We start from the raw sequence: 15,619 nt of genomic DNA on the forward strand, positions 1-15,619 counted from the left end.
TCATCCACCGCCGCGTCGCCAGGTATCCCCGTGCACGTCGAGTCGAAGCGATTCGACCGGATGTGCGCCGAGTGGGCAGCGTTGCCCGGGAAGAAGCGTCATGAACAGGATGCGTTCGGCCGCCTCGGCGGTCGCGTTGGTCGGGTTCCTCCTCGGCTCCACCGGTGTCGCGCAGGCCGCGACCTGGTCGTCCAGCGACCAGTGGGCCACGTGGTCCAACGGCGGGTACACGGTCCGCAACAACATCTGGGGCTCCGGCGCCGGGTACCAGTCGATCTGGGCGAACTCCTACAGCAACTGGGGCGTGTGGGCGAACCACCCGAACACCGGCGGCGTGAAGTCGTACCCGCACTCGGCGAAGATGGTCAACCGCAAGCTCAGCGCGATGACCAGGCTGTCGAGCTCGTTCAACGTGACCCGGCCGGGCGCGGGGGCGTATGCGACGGCCTACGACATCTGGGCCGACAACCACGCCTACGAGATCATGACCTGGATGAACAAGCAGGGCGCGGTCGGCCCGATCGGGTCGCGGCAGACCACGGTTTCGGTCGGTGGCCACACGTGGGACGTGTACCGGGGGTCCAACGGGTCCAACGCCGTGTTCTCGTTCGTGCGGACGAGCAACACCGACGCCGGCACGGTCGACGTGCTGGCCGTGCTGAAGTGGATCGGGTCGCGCGGCTGGTACGGCGACGTGACCGTGGGCGACGTCCAGTTCGGCTTCGAGATCACCTCTTCGTCCGGTGGCATGGACTTCCGGTCCAACAGCTTCTCCATCACCACCTGACCACTCCACCGCTCACGCGCGCCCTGAATTGTCGGACCCTTCGGGCACAATAAAAGCAGGGGTCCCCTTGCCGGGGACCTCCGCGAAGCGTTGCGGCGTCACGTGACGCGCGCCGGCGGGCGCGTTTCCCGTCCGCCGGAAAAGGGGATCAGCTCGCGCCGAACTCCCGCACGGCCTGGTAGTACAGGTCTGCGGTGCGGTTGCACGACCAGTTGCCCGCGCACTGGTGGTACAGGTCCGACTTGAAGTTGTTGTCGATGCGCAGCCGGGTCGTCTCGTTGAACCGCCCCTGCCGCTTGTAGTTGCGGTAGCCGAAGTCGTGCCGGTGGCAGGCGGGCAGGAACTTGAACCCGAACGGGTTGTCCGGCGACCACGAGCAGCCGTCCGACGACCAGTCGAGCTGGTCGCTGTACGGCCGCTGCGTGCGCAGCGAGCTGAACTGCGCCAGCGACTTGCTGAACAGGTAGTCGTCGGTCACGGCGGGCGCGTTGATGGCCGCCTGGCCGACACCGGCGCCGGCCAGCAGGGCGAGCGAGGCGACCACGACGGCGAAAGCGTTGCGCAGGGATTTCGCGAGCACTGTTATTCCCCTCGGTTCTTGGCTTGAGGGGTTCTTACCGGCCGGGGATCGACGCACAACAGCCCCGATCGGCTCATACCGCGTCAACGACGGGTGAACATCGCACCGCACGCGATCACCGCCGCCAGCCGCACCGGCTGACCGCGCAGTCCCAGCAACGCCAACACATCGGCGTCCGCCGCACCGCCCAGCAAGTACCCGCCGAGCCGCTGCTGGGCCATCCGGAGGCAGACCGACTGGGCCGCCGCGCCCGCTTCCAGCAGCCCGAACCGCCCACCGCGCTGCCCGTACTTGCCCAGCACCGGCTGGTCCGCCAGGACGAGCGCCAGCACGACCGCCGGTTCGGCGTCGGCGGCCAGCACTTCGCGCAGCCGCACCCAGTCCGGCGACGGCCCCACGTCCTGCACGGCGTGCCGCGTCGCGTCGTACCGGACCACCCGCCCGTTCAGCCCGTGCCGCACGTTGCGCAGGAACGCGTAGCAGCGCAGCGGGTGCAGGCCGCCGGCCGACGGGTACGACCGGCCGTCCTCCTCCGCCAACGCGGCCAGCACCGCGCCGAGCTGCCGCGCCGACAACGGCCGCGCACCGAACTCGCGCGTGCTGCGGCGGGCCCGGAACAGCCGTTGCAGCCGGTCGCGCGGCCGGTCGAGCGGCTGCGGCTCGGCCGGCAGCTCGAACGGGTCGGTGGTCACCGGGTCCGGCCGGAACTCGCGCAGGCGCGCCCCCAACCGGCGCTGGTGCAGCGCCGAGTAACCGCCGGCGGTCCAGAAGTCGTCGAACGGCGTCATGACGTCACCCCAGCGGATGCGGTGCGGGATTGGGGAACCGGCCGGAGCGGCCCGGGTAGCGCCACGCCACGTCCGCCGCGCGCCCGCCCAGGTGCGGCCACCGGTGGTCGGCGTGCAGCGGTGTGAGGTCGGGGGACAGCACGCGCACGCACCGCAGCCCCACGGCCGCGGCCTCGGGCGTGGTCAGCTCCCGGTACGCCAGGCGGACACCGAGCGCGTCCACCAGCTCGCGCAACTGGGCGGCGTCACCGCGGGCCTCGGAGTCGCGCGGCGGCGGACCGGGTTCGCCCCGCCACCACGGCAGCTCCCGCCACTCGTCCCAGTGGCCCGCGTAGTACAGGGCGTGCCGGTCGAAGTCGGTGACCTCGTCGCGCCGGTGAACCCGGGTGGTGGACCGCGCGGCGATGAACACCGTGCCCTGTGTCCACTCCAGCCACGCCTTGCGGATCGCCTCGGCCACCGTCGCGCGGCACGCCAGCCCGAGCGTCGGCCGCGGCCTGCCCGCGAGCGGCAGCGTCCCGGCGACCGCGACCACCGGGTGCGGGCTGTACGCGGGGGTGAGGTCGAACGCCCGCACGTCACCGGCTCGCAGCTCGTCCGGCAGCGCCAGCCGCGGCGGCGCGAGGCTGTGCAGCCAGGTGGTCGTGAACGCGTCCCGCTCCACCAGCTCCTGCGTGGCGCGCAGCAGCGCGTTCACCGCCGAAGGTCCCGCCGCCAGGCCGGACGACGTCCCCGGCAACCCGAGGTCGCGCAACCCGACCAGGCCCGCCGGCACCCACACCGGCTCGTTGCCCGGCAGCGTCCACGCCTTCGCGTAGCCGGTGTCCGCGTACCGGTACGGGAACCCGGGACGGGCCCGCTGCTCCGGCGTGTGCAGGCTGAAGTCGTCCAGCCGCCAGCAGTGCCCCTCCGGCTCGTGGACCGTCTCAAGTGGACTGCGCGCGGCCGAGTACCGCTCCACCGCCTCGGCGATCGCGGCCCGCTTCGCCTGCTCCGGCTCGAACGCCGCGCCGCCGGACGTGCCGCCGGTCGCGAACGGCTCCGGCACCGCGGCGAAGCCCGCGACGTCCACATCGGACAACGTGCGCGGCACGGGGTGCAGTCGCGACACCACGCCCTGCCGCCACCCGACGGCCCGTTCCAGCAGCGCGGACGCCGGCGTGATCACGTGGCACGCCTGCGGTAGTACTCCGACACCCACGGCCCGGCCAGGCACACCGCCGCCAGGTACGCGAACGCCGCCACGAACACCACCGGCCCCTCCGCCGCGGCGACCCGCGGCACCAGCAGGAACTCGGCGACGAACAGCAGCACCCAGAACACCAGCCGCTTCACGCCCGACCGCAGCGGGTGCCTGCCGATCGAGCGGTCGTACCGGTACCCCGCGCGCAAGCCCACCAGCGCGCCGACCAGCGCGATCACGCCGCCCTCCGCCCGTAGTGCCGGACGACCCGCCAGGCGACGACGGCCACCGCCGCGCCGTACCCCGAGATCGCGAACGGCGCGCCGAACTGGCCGAGCACGGCGAGCGCCGGCAACGCCAGGCACAGTTCGGCGGCGAACAACGCCATCCACACCACCAGCCGCTTCACCCCGCGATCGGGTTCGGCCGCACCGGCCCGCTTCGCGGCGAAGTAGGCCCACAGCAGCGCGCCGACCGCGCCCGCGAGGGCGTAGAAGGGCCAGAGCTCGCCGACCTCGAGGAACGGCGAGGCGAGCACCCAGGGCAGGAACAGCGACGCCGGCAGCACCCACACCGCCCGGCGTCGCGGCTGCCCCGCTTCGGCGAGGTCGCCGGCCAGTCCGGCCGGCAGCGCGATCGCACCGCCGACCGCCGAGACCGCGCAGCAGCAACAGCAGCAGCAACACGTCGGCGTCGCGGCGCTCGCGGTGGTCGTGTCGGGTGTGAACGGATCAGGCAGGCGCAGAGCGGTCGTCATCGGTCATCCCCCACGGCAGGTCGACCCGGCCCACTTCGAACCGGGGGCACGCTTCGCAGTCCGCCGCCGGCAGCACGTCCTCGGCGGTGGTGGTGAACTCGTCCAGGTGCAGCGTCACGACCCGGTCCAGCAGCGCCAGCGAACCGGCGGCGAGCCGGTCGAGCGCGTGCCGGGCCCAGCGCAGCGGGAAGTCGGCGGTCGTCGCGGCCGGCCGGCCGGGCGGCTCCGGATCACCCCACCTGTGCCGCGCGCGCACGGCCAGGCACCCGAGGCAAGCGCTTGCGCCCGGCACCACGAACGGGCCGAGCGACGCCGTGTGGTGGTAGGCGAGGTCCAGCAGCAGGTGCGGCCTCGGTTCCCGCATCGCGACCAGGTCGCCCAGCGTGCCGGTCGTGCGGACGACGAGCACCACGTCGATCTCGCCGTCGGGTGGCGGGAAGTGGTCGCCGAGCCCGGCGGGCTCCGCGCCGAGGACGCGCACGCCGACGTTCAGCGGCGCGTCCGGCACGGGCAGGCCCGCCGGGCGCAGCGCGCCCAGCGACCGCAGGTGCTGCCGGACCGGCGCGGTGAGCCGGTCCGGGTCGAGCGGGCGAGCCGAACCCCTCCGCACCGGCTCGAACAGCTCGACCAGCACCCGCGCCTCGGCGCCGGGCACATCGGGGAGGAGGTAGGCGAGGTCCGCCCCGGCGTAGACGACCACCCCACCGTCCTGGACCCGCGCCCGCCAGGCGGGGTCGGGCACGAGCGCGGTCACCTGATCGGCTCGTCGTGGTCGTCGCCCCGGTCGAGGAACCGCCGGATCGCGGGCTCGTCGGGGAACTCGTCGTCCTCACCGGTCTCGATGAGACGTTCCGCGATGGGCACCGGTTCCTCGACCCACGCGGGCTGGAAGTCGTCACCGGGCAGCAGCTGGTGGCGGCGGGCGAACTCCTCGGCTGCCTCGCGGATGGACTCGCGCAACGTGCCGATGACCACCGTCTCGGCGGTGTAGGTCAGCTCCACCAGCAGCGCCCGCATCCGGTCGAGCTGGTCGTCCTGGCCCGCGTTGTCGGCCAGCTGCGGCCACAGCCGCCGTTCGAAGACCTCCACGAAGTCGGCCGCGATGGCGTCGGTGGCCGTGCGCAGGTTGGCGAACTTGTCCAGCACGTCGTCGCTCGGGACGGTCAGCGCGGCCAGCCGGTTGCCCGCCTCCAGCGCCCACCGGCGGACGTGCGGCCACCCCCGGCGCCAGCGGACCAGGCCGAGCTGGGAGGCGCGGCGCAGGACGCGCGGCCGGACGTCGCCCAGCGGGACCAGGCGGCTGATGTCGCGGACCTTGATCCGGACCCAGTCGTCGGGCCCCTCGGCCTCGCCGACGCCCAGCACGGCCGCGACGCTCGCGCCCTTCTCCCGCGCCTTCACCAGCTCGGCGATGGCGGGCAGGGAGAAGCCGCGCGACTGGAGGCGCTGGACCAGGGTGAGGCGTTCCAGGTGGGAGGCGTCGTAGTAGGCGACGCGGCCCTGCCGGCGGGGCGGGTGCAGCACGCCCTTGGTCTGGTACATGCGGATGGTGCTGCCCGGCAGGCCCACCCGGACCGCGAGCTCGTCGACCGTCAGCTGCTCCACGCCACCGATCTTGGAGGTCGGCGCTCGTGGAGTCAAGACTGTTCGAGTTATTACTCGAAGAGTTACAGGTGCAGCAGCATGCGCGAGTTGCCCAGCGTGTTCGGCTTCACGTACGACAGGTCGAGGAACTCCGCGACCCCCTCGTCGGCCGACCGCATGATCTCCTCGTACACCTCGGGGGAGACCGGCGTGCCGTCGATCTCCACGAACCCGTGCTTGCCGAAGAAGTCGGTCTCGAACGTCAGCACGAACAACCGCCGCAACTGCAGCTCACGGGCGGTCTCGATCAACCGGTGCACGATCCGGTGCCCGATGCCGCGCCCCAGCGCGTGCGGCGACACGGCCACCGTCCGGATCTCCGCCAGGTCCTCCCACAGCACGTGCAGCGCACCGCACCCGAGCACCACGCCGCCCTCTTCGGCGACCCAGAACTCCTGGATGTCCTCGAACAGCGTGACGAGCGGCTTGGCCAGCAGCACCTTGCCGGCGTAGGCGTCGATGAGGGCCTTCATCGCCCGAACGTCGCCGGTGCGGGCGCGACGCACGTTGATCGAGTCGTTCACGGTGCAAACGTAACCTTCCGCCGTCGCCCACCTGTAGTCGGCGCTCGTCCCCGTGAAAGCCTCGCCGCGCGGACCCTACGGCCGCTTTTGTGCGGTTTACTGTCGCAGAACCAGCCGAAATGTCGCTGCCGGAGGTGTCAGGTGCTCAGGAGCTTCAGGATGGGCAACCACCGGTCGTTCCGCGACGAGCAGGAGTTGCTCCTCATGCCGGTGTACGCCGCGGATCGCGACGTGCTGCCCGTCGCGGCCGTGTACGGCGCCAACGCTTCCGGCAAGTCGAACCTCCTCGACGGGCTGCGGTTCATGGCCGACGCGGTGCACGAGTCGTTCGCCCGGTGGCGTCCGGGCGGCGGTGTGCCGCGCCAACCGTTCAAGCTCGACCCGGCGACCAGGGCCCAACCGTCCGTCTTCGTCGCGGAGTTCGTGCAGGACGGCGTGCGTTACACCTACGGCTTCCAGGTCGATGACGAACGAGTGCTCTCCGAGTGGCTCTACAGCTACCCGGAGAAGCGCAAACGCGTTCTGTTCGACCGGTCGGGCGACCGGATCAAGTTCGGCAAGGCGGTGGCTTCCGGCGCGGGCAAGACGGAAGCCCTGGAGGAACTCCTCCGTCCGAACGCCTTGTTCTTGAGCCTGGCCGCGCAGTCGAATGTCGCCGTGCTGCTGCCGCCGTACCGTTGGTTCACCGAGGGTTTGCACTTCCGTCCGGGTGAACGAGGTTCGGACCTGTCCGCGCACGTGGCCGAATTCGTCGACGGTGACACCGGTCGGCAGCGACGGCTGGTCGAGCTGCTCCGGGCGGCTGATTTCGGTATCGTCGACATCAAGGTCAACCGACCGGCCGTCCTGGACATGACTCCGGCGGAATTCCTCGCTTTCGCTGAGAAGATGGAAGAACTGCCGCAATCCCAGAAGGCGGCGTTGCGGCCGGATCCGGCGGTGCTCGCCGACCTCATGGCCCGGGTCGAGGCGACCATGACGCGAGGCGCGCGGCGTCGTGTCCGGTTGGTGCACGGCGCGGGCGAGCTCTTCGAGTTGCACGAGGAGTCCGCCGGAACGCGGTCGTGGCTCGCACTGCTGCCGGACGTGCTGCGCATCCTGGAGCGGGGAGGTGTCCTGGTCATCGACGAGATCGACGAAAGCCTGCACTCGCTCCTCACGGCTCGGCTGATCGCGCTCTTCAACGGGGCCGAGTCCAACACCGGTGGTGGGCAGCTCATCTTCACCACGCACGACGCGACCCTGCTGCACCCGCCGCTCGCCGACGAGGTGTTGGACCGCGACGAGGTGTGGTTCGTGGAAAAAGACGAAAACGGTGCCAGTTCGCTGTACCCGCTGTCCGACTTCAAGCCGCGCCGGGAGGACAACCTGGAGAGGCGGTACCTGGCGGGGCAGTACGGCGCCGTTCCGCGCGTGTACGAAGAGGACTTCGTCAGCGCGGTGCGGAATGGCGGGGTCGATGGTCAGGCGTGAGAACTCGCCGCGCCGCTCCAGCCGCCCCCTTCCCCCGCGTCGGAACAACGTCCTGGTCGTCAGCGGCGGCCAGCGGACCGAAAGCCAGCACTTCTCGGGACTGCGGCTCACCCGTCGAGTGCCGATCACGGTCAAGTGCAAAGTCGATGCGCCGCACAACCTGGTCAGGTACGCCGCCAAGCTGCGCGACCGGTACCGCGAAGAATTCCGAGCGGTCTGGTGCGTCGTGGACGTGGACAACTTCGACATCTCCGCCGCCGCCGAGGAAGCCGACCGCGCCAAGGTCAACCTCGCCGTGTCGAACCCGTGCTTCGAGCTGTGGCTCCTCCTGCACTTCGCGGACCACCGGGCGCACATCGACGACTACCGGGCCGCCCGGAACCTCCTGGCCCGCCACGTCCCCGGCTACGACAAGAAGCTCGACTACGCCTTGTTCGCCCCCGGTGTCGAGGTCGCTGTGGCGCGAGCAGCCCTCCTGGGACCGGGCAACCCCGCGACCGATGTCGGACGCCTCATCCGGGCGGTGCTCCCCTCCTGACAGCGTGACGGCGCACGGGCGGGTGGGGGAGGGGCGGGCGCCGGTTACGCTGAGCACCGTGTCTTCCCCCACCACGTCCAAGCGCGTCGCCATGCTGACCCTCGGGTGCGCCCGCAACGAAGTCGACTCCGAAGAGCTCGCCGGCCGCCTCACCGCCGGCGGGTGGGAGCTGGTCGACGACGAGGCCGACGTGGTCGTGGTCAACACCTGCGGCTTCGTCGAGTCCGCCAAGAAGGACTCCGTGGACACGCTCCTCGCCGCCGCCGACAGCGGTGCGAAGGTGGTCGCGGTCGGGTGCATGGCCGAGCGCTACGGCGCCGAGCTGGCCGACAGCCTGCCCGAGGCGAACGCCGTGCTCGGGTTCGACCACTACACCGACCTCGCCGACCGCCTCGACGACGTCCTGGCCGGTCAGGCCATCGAGTCGCACAAGCCGGTCGACCGCCGCACGCTGCTGCCGCTCACCCCGGTGCAGCGCCCGAAGGCCGCCGAGGAGGTGCAGGTTCCCGGGCACGGGTGGGGCCCGCGCGTGCTGCGCACCCGCCTCGCCGACACGCCCGTGGCGCCGCTGAAGATCGCCTCCGGCTGCGACCGCCGCTGCTCGTTCTGCGCGATCCCGTCGTTCCGCGGCGCGTTCGTCTCCCGCCACCCGGACGAGGTGGTGGCCGAGGCGATGTGGCTGGCCGAGCAGGGCGTCCGCGAGGTGTTCCTGGTCTCGGAGAACTCCACCTCCTACGCCAAGGACCTGCCGCGCGAGCTGGGCGGCCTGGAGCTGCTGCTCCAGCGGCTGGCGCAGGTGCCCGGCATCGACCGCGTCCGCGTCTCCTACCTCCAGCCCGCCGAGACCAAGCCCACGCTGGTCAAGGCCATCGCCACCACCGACGGCGTCGCCGACTACTTCGACATGTCGTTCCAGCACTCCAGCGAGGCCGTGCTGCGCCGGATGCGCCGGTTCGGCTCCACCGAGTCGTTCCTCGGCCTGGTCGAGCAGATCCGCTCCCTCGCACCGCGCGCGGGCATCCGCAGCAACGTCATCGTCGGCTTCCCCGGCGAGACGGAGGAGGACGTGGCCGAGCTGGAGCGCTTCCTGACCGCCGCGCGGCTGGACGCGGTCGGGGTGTTCGGCTACTCCGACGAGGACGGCACCGAGGCCGAGAGCCTGCCCGGCAAGCTGGACGCCGACACCATCGCCGAGCGCGTCGCCCGCATCTCCAACCTGGTCGAGGAGCTCACGTCCCAGCGCGCCGAGGAGCGCGTGGGCGAGGAGGTCGTCGTCCTGGTCGAGACCGAGGAGGACGACGAGAGCGACTGCGTCGGCCGGGCCGCCCACCAGGCGCCCGAGGTCGACGGCGAGTGCGTCATCACCAACGCCGACGGCCTCAAGGTCGGCGACCTGGTGCGCTGCCGGGTCGACGAGTCCGAGGGCGTCGACCTGGTCGTCTCCGCGATCGAGGTGCTCCCGAGGTGACCGAACCCGCGCGCGTGCCGGTGCTGAACATCGCCAACGTGCTGACGATGTCCCGGCTGGTGCTCGTGCCGGTGTTCCTCTACCTCCTGTTCGCCGAGGACGGCCACCAGCCGTGGTGGCGGCTGGCCGCCTTCGGGGTGTTCGCGGTGGCGTCGGTCACCGACCACGTCGACGGCAACCTGGCCCGCAAGCACGGCCTGATCACCGACTTCGGCAAGATCGCCGACCCGATCGCGGACAAGGCGCTGACCGGCGCCGCGCTGGTGGGCCTGAGCCTGCTCGGCGAGCTGCCGTGGTGGGTGACGGTGGTCATCGCGGTCCGCGAGCTGGGCGTCACCCTGCTGCGGTTCTGGGTCATCCGGCACGGCGTGATCCCGGCCAGCCGCGGCGGCAAGGCCAAGACGCTCGTGCAGATCGTCGCCATCGGCCTGTACGTGCTGCCGCTGCCCTCCTGGCTGGACGTGGTGTCGGTGGCCACGATGGGCGCGGCCGTGGTGCTGACCGTCGTCACGGGCGTGGACTACGTCATCCGCGCCTTCCGGCTGCGCGCCCGGGGCAAGCGGGCGGTGGCCGGGGCATGAGCGCCGCCGACGTCGTCCGCGCCCTCGCGGAGCGCGGCGAGACGGTCGCCGCCGCCGAGTCGCTGACCGCCGGCCTGGTGACCGCCGAGCTCACCTCCGTGCCCGGCTCCAGCGCCGTGGTGCGCGGCGGGCTGGTGGTCTACGCCACGGACCTCAAGCACGCGCTCGCGGGCGTGGACGCGGCGCTGCTGGCCGAGCACGGCGCCGTGCACCCCGAGGTGGCCCGGCAGCTCGCCGAGGGCGCGCGCGAGCGCTGCGGGGCCACGTGGGGCCTCGGGCTGACCGGCGTGGCCGGCCCGGACCCCCAGGACGGGGTCGCCCCCGGCACCGTCCACATCGGTTTGTCCGGTCCGTCTGTTTCTACCGTTCGGTCGCTCACTCTCGGTGGTGATCGTGACGAAGTCCGCAAGAGTTCGACAACGGCCGCGCTGACCCTCCTGCGTGACCACCTCAAGATCCCTGTCGAGTGACGTGAGCAGCGCGTTCCCCGTCACACCCGGACACGCACGCGGGAACTTACCGGCGAGTTCACTCGTTCGCCCTTGGCGGACGTGTCGGGAAGTCACTGCCCGTCGACGGGACGGGTCGGTAACGTGGTGGCACGGCCGGCCGGAAGGAGGCGCGCGATGACCGTGCTGCTACGCGAGGCGATCGGTGATCGGCTCCGCCATGCCCGCACCACCCAACGCCGCACGCTGCGCGAGGTCTCCAGGACCGCCCGCGTCAGCCTGGGGTACCTCTCCGAGGTGGAGCGTGGCCGCAAGGAGGCGTCCAGCGAGCTGCTGGCCGCGATCTGCGAGGCGTTGGACCTGCCCCTGTGGGAGCTGCTGCACCTGGTCGCCTCGGACATCGGCGCCGTCCAGCAGCCCGTGCCGACCCCGGCCGAGCTCGCCGAGCGGGCGCCCGCGTCCGCGTCGGCCGGCCTGGAGGGCGGCACCATGGTGCCCGCGGTGATCGGCAACGACCTGTCCGACCTGCGGTTGCAGCCCGTGCTCACGCACCGGCTGTCCACTTCGATCAGCAAGCCGCGCAACGCGGTGGTGGCGGCGTAACCCCAGCCCACACGTGCCGAAGCCGAGCCGGTCCGACCGGCTCGGCTTTCGGCGTTCACGACGGCCGGCGCGTGCAACGACTTGGCAACCCCGCATGGGGTCGCCGCGTCCCTCCAGGGGCGGGCGGGCAGGATGACCATGCCGACGAAAGTCGGGGGTGACTCAGGGTGATCCCGGATATCTCCCCAGGTCGGTGGAAGCAGCGCGGGACAACTGACACGATGGAACCAACACCGGCACCGGGTCGTTGCCAATCACGAGCGCGAGCCAGGGAAGTGCGGAGAAGGCAGGCGTAGGAGATGGCCAACCCTTTCGTGAAGGCGTGGAAGTACTTCATGGCGGCGTTCTCGTCCAAGATCGATGAGCACGCCGACCCGAAGGTGCAGATCCAGCAGGCCATCGAGGAGGCGCAGCGGCAGCACCAGGCGCTGTCGCAGCAGGCCGCCGCGGTGATCGGCAACCAGCGCCAGCTCGAGATGAAGCTCAACCGCCAGCTCGGCGAAGTGGAGAAGCTCCAGGCATCCGCACGCCAGGCGCTCGTGCTCGCCGACGAGGCCCGCGGCAAGGGCGACGAGCAGCGGGCGACGCAGTTCGAGAACGCCGCGCAGGGCTTCGCCACCCAGCTGGTGACGGCCGAGCAGAGCATCGAGGACCTCAAGACGCTGCACGACCAGGCGTTGCAGGCGGCGACGCAGGCCAAGCAGGCGGTCGAGCGCAACGCGATGGTCCTGCAGAACAAGCTCGCCGAGCGCACCAAGCTGCTCAGCCAGCTGGAGCAGGCGAAGATGCAGGAGCAGGTCTCGCACTCGCTGCGCCAGATGACCGAGCTGGCCGCGCCCGGCAACACGCCGTCGCTCGAAGAGGTCCGCGACAAGATCGAGAAGCGGTACACCACCGCGCTCGGTTCGGCGGAGCTGGCGCAGAACTCGGTGCAGGGCCGGATGCTGGAGGTCCAGCAGTCGACCACCGAGATGGCGGGCCACTCGCGGCTCGAGCAGATCCGCGCCTCGATGGCGGGCGGCAAGGTCGCGGGCGAGGTCACCAGCGGCCAGCCGGCCAGTGCGAGCGCGAGCATCCAGCAGGAGATCCAGCAGCGGGTGCAGCAGGCGCAGGCGCAGCCGACCCAGCAGATGCAGCAGAACCCGCCGGCGAGCCAGGGCTGAGAGGGTGGTGTCCGCGATGGAACCCCGGCGGAAGCTGGCGGGCGAGCTCGACCGGATCATCGGCGGCCAGCTCCAAGGGCAACTCGCGGACCAGGTGAAGCGGCGCTACGCCGCCTGGAACGACCCGCGCGCGAAGCTCGACCGGCGTTACCGCCGGTCGAGCCGCGTGCTCACCTTCTGGCTGATCGTGCTGGCCCTGCTCACCGCGGTCGGCACGCTCGCCGTCCTGGGCGTCATCGGTCCCGGCGCCGGGGTCGGCGCGGCCCTCGGGATCGCCGGCACGTCCGTGCTGGCCGTGCGCACGAACATCAGGATGCGGGGCATCAACGCCCAGCGGCGGGAGCTGGAGGTCGCGCCGGTGCGCGAGCCGCTGCCCGCCCGCTCCTCCGGGGCGCGCCAGCCGATGGAACGGCTGGAAGAGGCCGAGGACACGTTGCGGGAGCTGCTGCGCCAGCTCGACTCGGCGGCGTTGACGTCCGTCCCCACCGACTCGGTCGAGCAGGCCCGCGCCACCGGCGCGGAGGCCGCCGCCGCGATCCGGGCCGTGTCCCGCCAGCTCCAGGCCGTGGAACGGGCGCGCGACACCGCCCCGCCCCTGGACCGCGCCCCGCTGGTCGAGGGCGTGCGAAGACTGCGGGCCCAGCTGGACGAGGGCGTGGACGGGTACTGCGGCCTGGTCGCCGCGGCCGGCCGGGTGCTCGCCGAGAGCACCGCGTCCAACCCCCGGCAGGTGCTGGGTGACGCCGCGGACCACCTCGCCGGCCTGGCGTCGGCGCTGCGCGAGCTGTCGCGCTGAACGGCGCTGCGGAGATCCGCACCGCCGACCGCACGGCCATCTGCACGAACGCGATTACGTCACGTTGCGTAGCGGAGTTCGGCTGTTCTCGCAGCCGCAGTGGCGTACGCTGCTGCGATCGTGTGATTATCAGACCGTTATATAGCCGCAGCCACTACTTGGCGTGGCAGGATCCCTGGGTCGGACAGCGTGGTCCGTCCTGGTCGCCGGGGAGGTCATTGAGTGGCGTTGTGGACCGTGCGCGGCGATGGCCGCCCCACCGATGGTGATGCCATCGCGCCGCAGGAGCGGCTGAGCTGGCCGCGCACCATCGGTTTCGGCGTCCAGCACCTGGTCGCCATGGCAGGCGCCACGATCCTCGTCCCCGCCACCACCGGCCTCCCGGTCAGCACCACCCTGCTGTTCTCCGGCGTGGGCACCCTGCTCTTCCTGCTGATCACCCGCAACCGCGTGCCCAGCTACCTCGGCGCCTCGTTCGCGTTCATCGCGCCGCTGTCCGCCGCCCGGGACGAGGGCATCGCCGCGCAGCTCGGCGGCGTGCTCGCGGCCGGCCTCCTGGTGATCATCATCGGGGTGGCGGTGAAGGCTCTGGGCGTGCGGCTGCTGGAGGCCGTGATGCCGCCGGCGGTGACCGGCGCGGTGGTCGTGCTGATCGGCCTCAACCTGTCGCACCGGGCCACCGACTCGTTCTCCGAGCAGCCGCTGCCCGCCGCGGTCACGCTGGGCGTCATCCTGCTGTGCGGCGTGCTGGGGCGCGGCACGGCGTTCCGCTTCTCCGTCCTCATCGGCGTGGTCGCCGGGTGGGCGCTCGGCTTCTGGCTCGGCTTGGTCGACACGGCCGCGGTGGGCCGGGCCGCGTGGTTCGGGCTGCCCGAGTTCCACGCGCCGGAGCTGCGGCCGTCGGTCACCCTGCTGGTGCTGCCGGTGGTGATCGTGCTGGTCGCGGAGGGCGTCGGCCACGTGAAGGCGATCGGCGCGCTGACCGGCCGCAACCTCGACGGCAACGTCGGCGACTCGATCATCGCCAACGGCGTGTCCACCGCGTTGGCCGGGTTCGGCGGCGGGTCGGGCACCACCACCTACTCCGAGAACATCGGCGTGATGGGCGTGACCAGGGTGTTCTCCACCGCCGCGTACGCGGTGACCGGGGTGGCCGCGGTGCTGATGTCGTTCTCGCCGAAGGTCACCGCCGTGCTGGCGACCATCCCGGCGGGCGTGGTCGGCGGGGCGACGCTGGTGCTGCTCGGCCTGATCAGCCTGGTCGGCGTGCGCGTGTGGACGGACAACCGGGTCGACCTCGCCAACCCGGGCAACGCGCTGGTCGGCGGCGCGGCCCTGGTCGCGGGCGTGGGCGACCTGACGCTGGAGCTGGGCGACATGGAGCTGGGCGGCCTGGTCTGGGGCTCGCTGCTGGTGGTCATCCTGCACCCGCTGCTGCGCTGGCTGGGCACCGCCCGCAAGGTGTAGCCGTCAGCCGAGGTGCTGCTCCTCGTAGGCGAAGTGCGCCTCCAGGTCCTCCTCCAGCCGGTCCAGTTCGGGGCGCAGCCCGTCCGGGTCGTCGGCCAGCGCGGCGATCCGCTTGATCACGTCGGCCACCCCGTGGTGCTCCTCGCGCAGCCGCGCCAGCACGGGCGCCAGCGCCGGGTCGTGGTCCTCGAACGCGGTGAACGCGCCGTCCTCCCGGATGTGGTGCATCCGCAGGGTGTCGCAGAACGCGAGGCAGTGGTCGCGCAGGTCGCGGCGGCCGGTCGGGTCGGCGCGCAACCGCCGCAGCTCGGCCCGCAGGTCGTCGTGGTGGCGGCGCAGCTGCGCGCCGACCGCGGCGATCCGCGCCGGGTCGAGCCGCAGCACGGTGAGCGCGACCACCGGGATGACCCTCGTGGTCGCCTCGGCGTAGGCGCGGAACGCCGGCACGCGCCGCGCCTGGACCTCGAAGAAGCGGTCGCGCTCCGCGCCTTCGAGCGGCACGCCCCGCGCCGCGTGCCGGCGGACCCTGCCGTGCTCCCGGATCTCGATCGTCACCTGCGGGTCCTTCACCAGGTTGCGGTACCAGTCCGGGTGTCGCGGCCGGCCCGCGTTGGAACCGAACACCAGCAGCCGGTCGCCGTCGCGCAGGTACACCACGGGGGTCGTGCGCGGCTTGCCCGTGCGGGCGCCCGCGGTGGTCAGGAGCAGCAGGTCCGCCCCCTCGAACGGCCCGCCGACCAGGCCGCCGTTGGCCCGGAACTCCTCGATGATCGGCTCGTTCACGCGCGTGCCCCCGTTAGTCTGAGCGGTCGAGACCG

The 15,619-nt window shown here is 71.9% G+C and carries 19 protein-coding genes; 10 read left to right on the forward strand and 9 right to left on the reverse strand.

Going from position 1 to position 15,619, the window contains the following annotated elements; genetic code table 11:
* Positions 1–100: 100 nt before the first annotated feature.
* On the forward strand, positions 101–787 hold the full coding sequence (locus tag ACIQMJ_RS15565; RefSeq protein WP_499761634.1) for a glycoside hydrolase family 12 protein: 687 nt from the start codon (positions 101–103) through the stop codon (positions 785–787).
* A 148-nt stretch (positions 788–935) separates the two neighbouring features.
* Here ACIQMJ_RS15565 and ACIQMJ_RS15570 read toward each other — a convergent pair whose 3' ends face one another.
* The 8 genes from ACIQMJ_RS15570 to ACIQMJ_RS15605 all read right to left on the reverse strand — a co-directional run bounded on the left by ACIQMJ_RS15570 (position 936) and on the right by ACIQMJ_RS15605 (position 6,263).
* Positions 936–1,367, reverse strand: coding sequence for a phospholipase (locus ACIQMJ_RS15570; protein WP_499761635.1), 432 nt, complete (start codon positions 1,365–1,367; stop codon positions 936–938).
* Positions 1,368–1,450: 83 nt separating this feature from the next.
* Entirely contained in the window at positions 1,451–2,155 is a 705-nt protein-coding gene (locus ACIQMJ_RS15575) for a SagB/ThcOx family dehydrogenase (protein WP_499761636.1), read from the reverse strand.
* A 4-nt stretch (positions 2,156–2,159) separates the two neighbouring features.
* Positions 2,160–3,323: a YcaO-like family protein gene (locus ACIQMJ_RS15580; protein WP_499761637.1), complete on the reverse strand. Its 1,164-nt coding sequence runs from the start codon at positions 3,321–3,323 to the stop codon at positions 2,160–2,162.
* On the reverse strand, positions 3,320–3,577 hold the full coding sequence (locus ACIQMJ_RS15585; protein ID WP_499761638.1) for a hypothetical protein: 258 nt from the start codon (positions 3,575–3,577) through the stop codon (positions 3,320–3,322). The genes ACIQMJ_RS15580 and ACIQMJ_RS15585 overlap by 4 nt, the downstream gene beginning before the upstream one ends.
* Positions 3,574–4,095 (reverse strand): hypothetical protein, encoded by a 522-nt coding sequence (locus ACIQMJ_RS15590; RefSeq protein ID WP_499761639.1) that lies wholly within the window; start codon positions 4,093–4,095, stop codon positions 3,574–3,576. The genes ACIQMJ_RS15585 and ACIQMJ_RS15590 overlap by 4 nt, the downstream gene beginning before the upstream one ends.
* Positions 4,070–4,849 (reverse strand): hypothetical protein, encoded by a 780-nt coding sequence (locus tag ACIQMJ_RS15595; protein WP_499761640.1) that lies wholly within the window; start codon positions 4,847–4,849, stop codon positions 4,070–4,072. The genes ACIQMJ_RS15590 and ACIQMJ_RS15595 overlap by 26 nt, the downstream gene beginning before the upstream one ends.
* Positions 4,846–5,700 carry a MerR family transcriptional regulator gene (locus ACIQMJ_RS15600; protein ID WP_499761641.1) on the reverse strand — a complete coding sequence of 285 codons (855 nt, stop codon included), beginning with the start codon at positions 5,698–5,700 and terminating at the stop codon, positions 4,846–4,848. The genes ACIQMJ_RS15595 and ACIQMJ_RS15600 overlap by 4 nt, the downstream gene beginning before the upstream one ends.
* A gap of 62 nt (positions 5,701–5,762) precedes the next feature.
* A complete protein-coding gene (locus ACIQMJ_RS15605; RefSeq protein ID WP_387498686.1) occupies positions 5,763–6,263 on the reverse strand; it encodes an amino-acid N-acetyltransferase in 501 nt (166 codons plus the stop codon).
* Positions 6,264–6,467: 204 nt separating this feature from the next.
* Here ACIQMJ_RS15605 and ACIQMJ_RS15610 point away from each other — a divergent pair, with 204 nt between their 5' ends.
* The 9 genes from ACIQMJ_RS15610 to ACIQMJ_RS15650 all read left to right on the forward strand — a co-directional run bounded on the left by ACIQMJ_RS15610 (position 6,468) and on the right by ACIQMJ_RS15650 (position 14,801).
* On the forward strand, positions 6,468–7,736 hold the full coding sequence (locus tag ACIQMJ_RS15610; protein WP_499761642.1) for an AAA family ATPase: 1,269 nt from the start codon (positions 6,468–6,470) through the stop codon (positions 7,734–7,736).
* Entirely contained in the window at positions 7,723–8,274 is a 552-nt protein-coding gene (locus ACIQMJ_RS15615) for an RloB family protein (protein WP_499761643.1), read from the forward strand. The genes ACIQMJ_RS15610 and ACIQMJ_RS15615 overlap by 14 nt, the downstream gene beginning before the upstream one ends.
* Before the next feature lie 91 nt (positions 8,275–8,365).
* Positions 8,366–9,742, forward strand: coding sequence for a 30S ribosomal protein S12 methylthiotransferase RimO (gene rimO, locus ACIQMJ_RS15620; RefSeq protein WP_499761831.1), 1,377 nt, complete (start codon positions 8,366–8,368; stop codon positions 9,740–9,742).
* Positions 9,743–9,789: 47 nt separating this feature from the next.
* Positions 9,790–10,323, forward strand: a complete 534-nt coding sequence (gene pgsA, locus ACIQMJ_RS15625) for a CDP-diacylglycerol--glycerol-3-phosphate 3-phosphatidyltransferase (protein ID WP_246108307.1) — start codon at positions 9,790–9,792, stop codon at positions 10,321–10,323.
* On the forward strand, positions 10,320–10,793 hold the full coding sequence (locus ACIQMJ_RS15630) for a CinA family protein (protein WP_499761644.1): 474 nt from the start codon (positions 10,320–10,322) through the stop codon (positions 10,791–10,793). The genes pgsA and ACIQMJ_RS15630 overlap by 4 nt, the downstream gene beginning before the upstream one ends.
* Positions 10,794–10,949: 156 nt before the next feature.
* A complete protein-coding gene (locus tag ACIQMJ_RS15635; protein ID WP_387498690.1) occupies positions 10,950–11,375 on the forward strand; it encodes a helix-turn-helix domain-containing protein in 426 nt (141 codons plus the stop codon).
* Between the two features lie 299 nt (positions 11,376–11,674).
* Entirely contained in the window at positions 11,675–12,538 is an 864-nt protein-coding gene (locus tag ACIQMJ_RS15640; protein WP_499761645.1) for a PspA/IM30 family protein, read from the forward strand.
* A gap of 16 nt (positions 12,539–12,554) precedes the next feature.
* Complete coding sequence (gene pspM / locus ACIQMJ_RS15645; protein ID WP_499761646.1) at positions 12,555–13,334, forward strand: phage shock envelope stress response protein PspM; 780 nt, start codon at positions 12,555–12,557, stop codon at positions 13,332–13,334.
* Positions 13,335–13,556: 222 nt separating this feature from the next.
* Positions 13,557–14,801 carry a uracil-xanthine permease family protein gene (locus ACIQMJ_RS15650; RefSeq protein ID WP_499761647.1) on the forward strand — a complete coding sequence of 415 codons (1,245 nt, stop codon included), beginning with the start codon at positions 13,557–13,559 and terminating at the stop codon, positions 14,799–14,801.
* A gap of 3 nt (positions 14,802–14,804) precedes the next feature.
* Here the strand turns inward: ACIQMJ_RS15650 and ACIQMJ_RS15655 are convergent, their stop codons facing one another.
* A complete protein-coding gene (locus tag ACIQMJ_RS15655) occupies positions 14,805–15,584 on the reverse strand; it encodes a nitroreductase/quinone reductase family protein (protein WP_499761648.1) in 780 nt (259 codons plus the stop codon).
* Positions 15,585–15,619: the final 35 nt, after the last annotated feature.

The sequence above is a fragment of the Actinosynnema sp. NPDC091369 genome, from assembly GCF_044757065.1.
GTDB lineage: Bacteria > Actinomycetota > Actinomycetes > Mycobacteriales > Pseudonocardiaceae > Actinosynnema.